The organism is Corallococcus praedator, from assembly GCF_003612125.1.
GTDB classification, from domain to species: Bacteria; Myxococcota; Myxococcia; order Myxococcales; family Myxococcaceae; genus Corallococcus; species Corallococcus praedator.
Window position 1 is genome coordinate 51,144 of record NZ_RAWI01000014.1, and the last position, 6,203, is coordinate 57,346.

The window sequence follows — 6,203 nt, forward strand, 5'->3', positions numbered from 1 at the left end:
CCTCCCACCGCTATGCTCCGGCGCGCATTGTGCGAGGAGCGAAGCCATGGGTTTGAAGCTTCCTGAGATTCTGTTGATTTTCGCGGCGCTGCTGCTGCTGTTCGGCGGCTCGCGGCTGCCGCAGCTCGGCTCGTCCCTGGGCAGTGCGCTTCGCAACTTCAAGCGCGGCTTCTCCACCGACGAGAAGGACGACGTCGAGGAGAAGAAGACGCCGGGCACCCTGTCCGCCGCTTCCGGCGTGGACAAGGACGTGGCGGCCAAGTCCCCGAGCCACCACGCCTGAAGCCGTCCGGGCGGGCCCTGAAGGCCCGTCCCCCAGAGCGCCGTCACACCCTTGACGCCCGTACCGGGGACCGCGTGAAGCGGCTTCGGACGGGCGTCGGGCTTGGTGGGGCACCCTCTCCGCGCAAGGCACCCGGCGCCCCTTTCGGGACGCCAGGGAGCCCGGCGGGGAACCTCAGTCCGTCGCCTTCGCGCCTTGGTACATGGCGTCGATGATGGCCTTGTACTTCTGGCTCGCGACCTTGCGCTTCACCTTGAGGGTGGGCGTGAGCTCGCCGGACTCCTGCGTGAAGTCCGCCTCCATCACCGCGATCTTCTTGATGCCGGAGTACGGAGGGATCTCCGCGTTCACCTTCTTGATGATCTCCTCGACGGCCGTCTTGATCTCCGGCCGCTGGGAGTTCTGCGCGTAGCTGCCCACCGCGATGCCCTTGTCCTCCAGCAGCTTGCGCGCCGGGTCTTCGGACACCGTGACGAGCGCGACGAGGAACGGGCGCGTGTCGCCGTACACCATCACCTGGCTGATGAGCGGGAACGTCTTGAGCGTGTTCTCGATGTTCTGGGGCGCCACGTTCTTGCCGCCCGCGGTGACGATGATGTCCTTCTTGCGGTCGGTGATGCGCAGGTAGTTGTCGGAGTCCACCTCGCCGATGTCACCGGTGTGGAACCAGCCGTCCGCCTCCAGCACCTCCGCGGTGGCCTCCGGGTTCTTGTAGTAGCCCTTCATCACGCAGGGGCCACGCACCAGAATCTCACCGTCCGCGGCGATCTTGATCTCCGTGCCCGGAACCGGCGGGCCCACGGTGCCGATCTTGATCTTCTCCACGCGGTTGGCGTTGCAGGGGGCGCTCGTCTCCGTGAGGCCGTAGCCCTCCAGCACCTTGAGCTCCAGCAGGTCGAAGAAGTAGGCGATCTTCCGCGACAGCGGCGCGCCGCCGGAGATGAAGATGCGCATGTTGCCGCCCAGCTTCTCGTCCAGCGTCTTGCGCACCTTGGAGAAGACCAGCTTCTTCGCCAGGCCGAACATCAGCGTGTTGTACTCGCGGCCCTGCGCCTTGGCCTCGGCGTACTCGTCGAACAGGCCGAAGGCCCAGTTGAAGAGCTTGCCCTTCACGCCGGGCGCCGCGGAGCCGTTGGCCACGACGTTGTTGTAGACCTTCTCGAACACGCGCGGCACCGACGGGAGCACCGTGGGGCGCGTCTCCGCCAGGTTCGCCAGCAGCTTGTCCACCGACTCCGCGATGATGAGCCGGAAGCCCATGGACAGCCACGCGGCCTTCACCACCTGGGCGAACACGTGCGCCAGGGGCAGGAACAGCATCACCGAGTCCTCGGGCTTCATCATGCCCATGGCCTGGGTGGCCTTCGCTTCATAGGCCCAGTTGCCGTGGGTCAGGATGACGCCCTTGGGGTCGCCCGTGGTGCCGGAGGTGTAGATGAGCAGGTTCGTGTCATCCGACTTCACCGCCGCCACGCGCTGCGCGAAGGACTCCTCCGTGGCCTGGGGGCCGCTCTTGCCGGACGCCATCACGTCCGCGAGCGAGATCTCCATGTCGCCGCTGACCGGGCCCTCGAAGACGATGATCTTCTTGAGCGACGGGATGTCCTTGAGCTTGGAGCGCACGCGCGACAGGCGACCGGCCTGCTTGGCATCCTTCTCGTCGGAGTCGACGAGCAGCACCTTCGTCTCCGAGTGGTTGAGGATGTAGCGACATTCATCCGGCGTGTTGGAGTTGTAGATGGGCACCGTGATGCCCTGGGCCGCGCTGATGGCCAGGTCGGCGACGATCCACTGGAGACTGGTGTTGGCGAAGATGGCCACCCGGTCCCCGGGCTGGACGCCCTGAGCGATGAGCCCGGAGGCCAGCCCCTTCACGTCCTCCAGCACCTGGGCGAACGTGACGTCCTGCCAGCGCCCGTCCTTCTTGTGGGTGACGCCCACCTTGGAGGCGTTCTGGGCCCGCTGCACGAGCAACTGGACGAGGTTCTGCTCCTGCGTCCCGCTCGCCGCGGGAGCCGTCGTGACCTGACTCTCTGCCCTCACTTGAGCTCCTCCTGGATGTCTGCATCCACCTTCTTGGCCCACTGCTGCACCCGTTGCGCCTCGGCGAGGCTGTACGCGGTGCTTCCCTGCTTGACCTTCTCGATGGCCGCGCTCGCCTCTTTCGCCTTGCCGTCCTTCAACAGCGTCTCGGCCAGGTAGTAGTAGGCACGCAGCGACTGCGGATACTTGGCGATGGCCTTCTCGTAGTACGACACCGACTTCTTCAGGTCGCGCTTCGGCCACGGCAATTCATAGAAATAGCGACCCTTCACCAGCCAGGGACCCCCGAAGTCGTAGCCCGGGTCCAGCTTCAGCGCGGTGTCCAGGCGCTCGTTGAACTTGCCCTCCAGGCCGTCCCCCAGCGCCTTCATGATGCCCACCGCCTGGGAGTAGGACCCGATGCCACATGCAGCGTAGTAATGCCCCTCCACGCGCGCGGGCTGGAGCTTCGCGGCCTTGTCGCCCTCTTCCCACGTCTGCTTGCCCAGGACCTTCTTGAGCTTTTCCGTGGTGGCGCCGTCCGCCTGCCATTGGAGGATGCGGGCCTTGCGCCACACGAGGTCGAAGTCCTCGGGCGCGGCCTTCAGCGCATCCCTCAGCCCCGTCTCCAGCGCCTTCACCGACTCCGCGTCGTTGCGTTTGTCGAACAACGCGTCGAGTTGGGTGAGCAGCGCGGGTTCCGCCGCCTGGGCTGGAAGGGCCGCCAAGACCCAAAGGGCTAGCAATTTCAAGCGCATCCTAACGCCTTAACACGCACGCTTGCCCACCAGCAACCGAACGCGCCAGACGCAGCGCGGCAAAAAGAAGACGGGGCCGGCAAGGTTTGAACAACCCGCCAGACCCCGTCTTTTCTGAACAGAACCCCTGCCCTCCCGGGTGGGGAGGCAGGGGAATTGGAACCGCTTCAGGCCGCGTCGGCCGTGGCGGTGTGCTCCTCGTTCTCGTTGAAGGCGAGGAGGTAGCGCTCCAGGAAGTTCTTCGTCTTCAGCTCCACCTGGCGCACGCGCTCGCGCGACACGCCCCAGCGCTGGCCCAGCTCCTCCAGCGTCAGCGGCTTGTCCTGCGTGAGCCGCTCCTGGAGGATGTCCCAGCCCAGGTCGCCAATGCGCTTGCGCACCTTGGCCAGGGCCTCCTGCACTTCGGAGTCCTGCTCGCGCGTCAGGAACGAGTCCTGGGGCGAGGGCCCGCCGTCCTCCAACCGGTCGAGGAACGTGGTTTCACCCTCCTCGTCGATGGTGGCGTCCAGCGAGAAGTCCACCATGCTGCCCCGCTCCGCCTCGCCGCCGCGCACCTGGCTGCGGTTGTCCTTGAGGTAGCGGGTGATGTAGGCGCGGATCCACCAGACGGCATAGGTGGCGAAGCGCACGTTCTTCTTCGGATCGAAGTGCTCGATGGCCTTCATCAGGCCCACGTTGCCTTCCTGGATGAGGTCGTCCAGACGGGCCCCGCGATTGGCGAACTTCTTGGCGACCGCGACCACGAAAGCGAGGTTGGAGCTGGCGAGCGTCTGTCGGGCGCTCTCATCTCCCTTGCGGGCCTGGCGCGCGAGTTCGTACTCCTGCTCACGCGTCAGCTGGTGGTGCCCGCCCAGGTGACGCAGGTAATGCGAGAGGCCCTCTGCTGCGTACTTCGTCGAGTTGGCCATGATTTCCCGTCCTTCCGTTCGTAACTGCCGGACGCGATGAATCCCCCGACGAACCGCGTCCATCTGTTACTAGGACGCGCAACGTCGGAAAGGGTTTCTCATTCCGATGGAGAAGGGCATTTCGCCCGCTTACCCATGTCAAAAGCCCGTCACAGGGGTGGCCTCTCATGCCTCGAAAGGTGAGAAGTCTGACGGGTGGGCAGCACCTACGTTTCCGGCCACGGATTCAAGAACACCTGGGAACGGGGAACATTTTCTCCGGGTTGAGCAGGCCTGATGGATCAAAAAAGGCCTTCAGCCGCCGCTGGAGGTCCAGGAGCGCGGGGGCCTGCTCCAGGGCCAGGTATTCCCGCTTGGCGTGGCCCACGCCGTGTTCGCCGGTGATGGTGCCTCCCAGGGCGACGGTGAGCTCCAGCATCCGGCGCAGGGCCTCCTCGACGAGCGGGCGCTGGGCCGGGCCGTCGTAGAGGATGTTGGCGTGCAGGTTGCCGTCGCCCGCATGGCCGTACGTGGCCACGGTGAGCCCCAGCTCCTCGCCCATCTTCTTGAGCCGCTCGATGATCTCGGGAATTTTCGAGCGGGGGACCACGATGTCTTCCGAAATCTTCGCGGCCTTCAGCGCGCGCAGCGCCGGGGAAATCACCCGCCGCGCGGCCCACAGCTTCTCGCGCTGGGACTCGTCCTGGGCCACCAGGGTCTGGGTGGCCCCGTGTGATTCACAAATGCCCCCCAGTTGGGTGAGCTCCGCGAACACCCCTTCGGAGGAGTTGCCGTCCACCTCCGCGATGAGGGCGGCGCCCGCGTCCGGGGGGAACTGGAAGCTGCCCCGGTGGACGATGGCCTGGACGGCGACCTCGTCGATGAGTTCCAGGCACCGGGGCAGGATGCCGGCCGCGAGCACGGCGGAGACGCCCCGGGCCGCGTGCAGCACGGAGGGGAACACCACCAGCGCGGTCATCACCTGGCGCGGCAGGGGGATGAGCTGGACGGTGATTTCGGTGGCGACGCCGAGCGTGCCCTCGGAGCCCACGAAGAGCCCCACAAGGTCGTAGCCGGCCACGCCCTTGATGGTGCGCCGGCCCACGCGCAGCACCTCGCCGTCCGGCATCACCCACTCCAGGCCGATGACGTAGTCGCGCGTGACGCCGTACTTGAGCGCGCGGGGCCCGCCGGCGTTCTCCGCCACGTTGCCGCCCAGGGTGCAGAACTCCCAGGAGTTGGGGTCCGGGGGATAGAAGAGCCCTTGCGCCTCCACGGCCTTCATCAGGTCGCCCGTGATGACGCCGGGCTCCACCACCGCGGTGAGGTCCTCGGAGGAGATGGCGCGGATGCGGTTCATGCGCTCCAGGCTGACCACCACGCCGCCCCGCAAGGGCAGCGACCCGCCGCTCTTGCCGCTGCGCGCGCCGCACGGGGTGAAGGGCACGCCGTTCGCCTGGCAGGCCTTGAAGATGGCGGACACCTGCGCGGTGGTCTCCGGCAGGAGGACGACGTCGGGCGGGTAGACGCCGCTGTCGGATTCGTCGCGCGCGTAGGCGTCGAGCGAGGCCTCGTCGCGCCGCATCTGACCTTGCGCCAGCACGTCCGCCAGGGCCTCCAGCACCTTCGCCACCCGCTCGGGCGCCACCCGTTCGAAGGTCTGGCCCGCCGGGTTCATCGCCGGGCCCCCAAGCGGGCCCACAGCTCGCGGCGCAGGGGGCCATCGCGGCGCAACCGGCCTTCATAGGCTTCGGCGTGCGTGACGGCGTCGCGCTGGTGATCCGCCCTCAACCGGAGACAGGCCTGCTCCGCCTCCAGGATGCAGGCGGTGGCGGGACTGTCGAGCACGCGGGCGAGGGACCAGGCCACCTGCCGCGCCAGGTCCTCCTGGAGGATGAGCCGGTGCGCGAAGCAGTCCACCAGCGCCGCCAGCCGGCCGAAGCCCACCACGCGCGCGCCGGGCACGTAGGCCACGTGGGCGCGGCCGGTGAAGGGCAGCAGGTGGTGCGGGCACATGGAGTGGAAGCGCAGGTCCGTGACGACGACCAGCTCCCCGGACGAGTTCGCCGGGGCGGGATAGGTCTTTCCGAGCGCCTCCTCCGGCGTGCGGCCGTAGCCGTCCAGGAAGCCGTTCGCCCACACGTCGGCCACGCGCGTCGGGGTGTCCACCAGGTTCTCGTCCTGGAGGGGGAGGCCCGCGGCGGCGAGGAAGTCGCGCACCGCCCGGGCCATGGCGGCGGGGTCGGGCTTCAC

At 67.5% G+C, this 6,203-nt stretch carries 6 protein-coding genes; 1 reads left to right on the top strand and 5 read right to left on the bottom strand.

Going from position 1 to position 6,203, the window contains the following annotated elements:
* The first annotated feature begins 46 nt into the window (after window positions 1-46).
* Window positions 47-283 (top strand): twin-arginine translocase TatA/TatE family subunit, encoded by a 237-nt coding sequence (locus D7Y13_RS03565; protein ID WP_120531844.1) that lies wholly within the window; start codon window positions 47-49, stop codon window positions 281-283.
* A 174-nt stretch (window positions 284-457) separates the two neighbouring features.
* On the opposite strand, the gene D7Y13_RS03570 is transcribed toward D7Y13_RS03565, so the two are convergent.
* The 5 genes from D7Y13_RS03570 to folE form a co-directional block, all read right to left on the bottom strand.
* Entirely contained in the window at window positions 458-2,326 is a 1,869-nt protein-coding gene (locus tag D7Y13_RS03570; RefSeq protein ID WP_120582804.1) for an AMP-dependent synthetase/ligase, read from the bottom strand.
* Entirely contained in the window at window positions 2,323-3,033 is a 711-nt protein-coding gene (locus D7Y13_RS03575) for a tetratricopeptide repeat protein (RefSeq protein ID WP_341870394.1), read from the bottom strand. The genes D7Y13_RS03570 and D7Y13_RS03575 overlap by 4 nt, the downstream gene beginning before the upstream one ends.
* Before the next feature lie 197 nt (window positions 3,034-3,230).
* On the bottom strand, window positions 3,231-3,971 hold the full coding sequence (locus D7Y13_RS03580) for a sigma-70 family RNA polymerase sigma factor (RefSeq protein ID WP_120531841.1): 741 nt from the start codon (window positions 3,969-3,971) through the stop codon (window positions 3,231-3,233).
* Between the two features lie 226 nt (window positions 3,972-4,197).
* Window positions 4,198-5,628 (bottom strand): FAD-binding oxidoreductase, encoded by a 1,431-nt coding sequence (locus D7Y13_RS03585; RefSeq protein WP_120582805.1) that lies wholly within the window; start codon window positions 5,626-5,628, stop codon window positions 4,198-4,200.
* Window positions 5,625-6,203, bottom strand: a 579-nt coding sequence (gene folE, locus D7Y13_RS03590; RefSeq protein WP_244222310.1) for a GTP cyclohydrolase I, incomplete at its 5' end; no start/stop codon positions are given. The genes D7Y13_RS03585 and folE, both read right to left, overlap by 4 nt.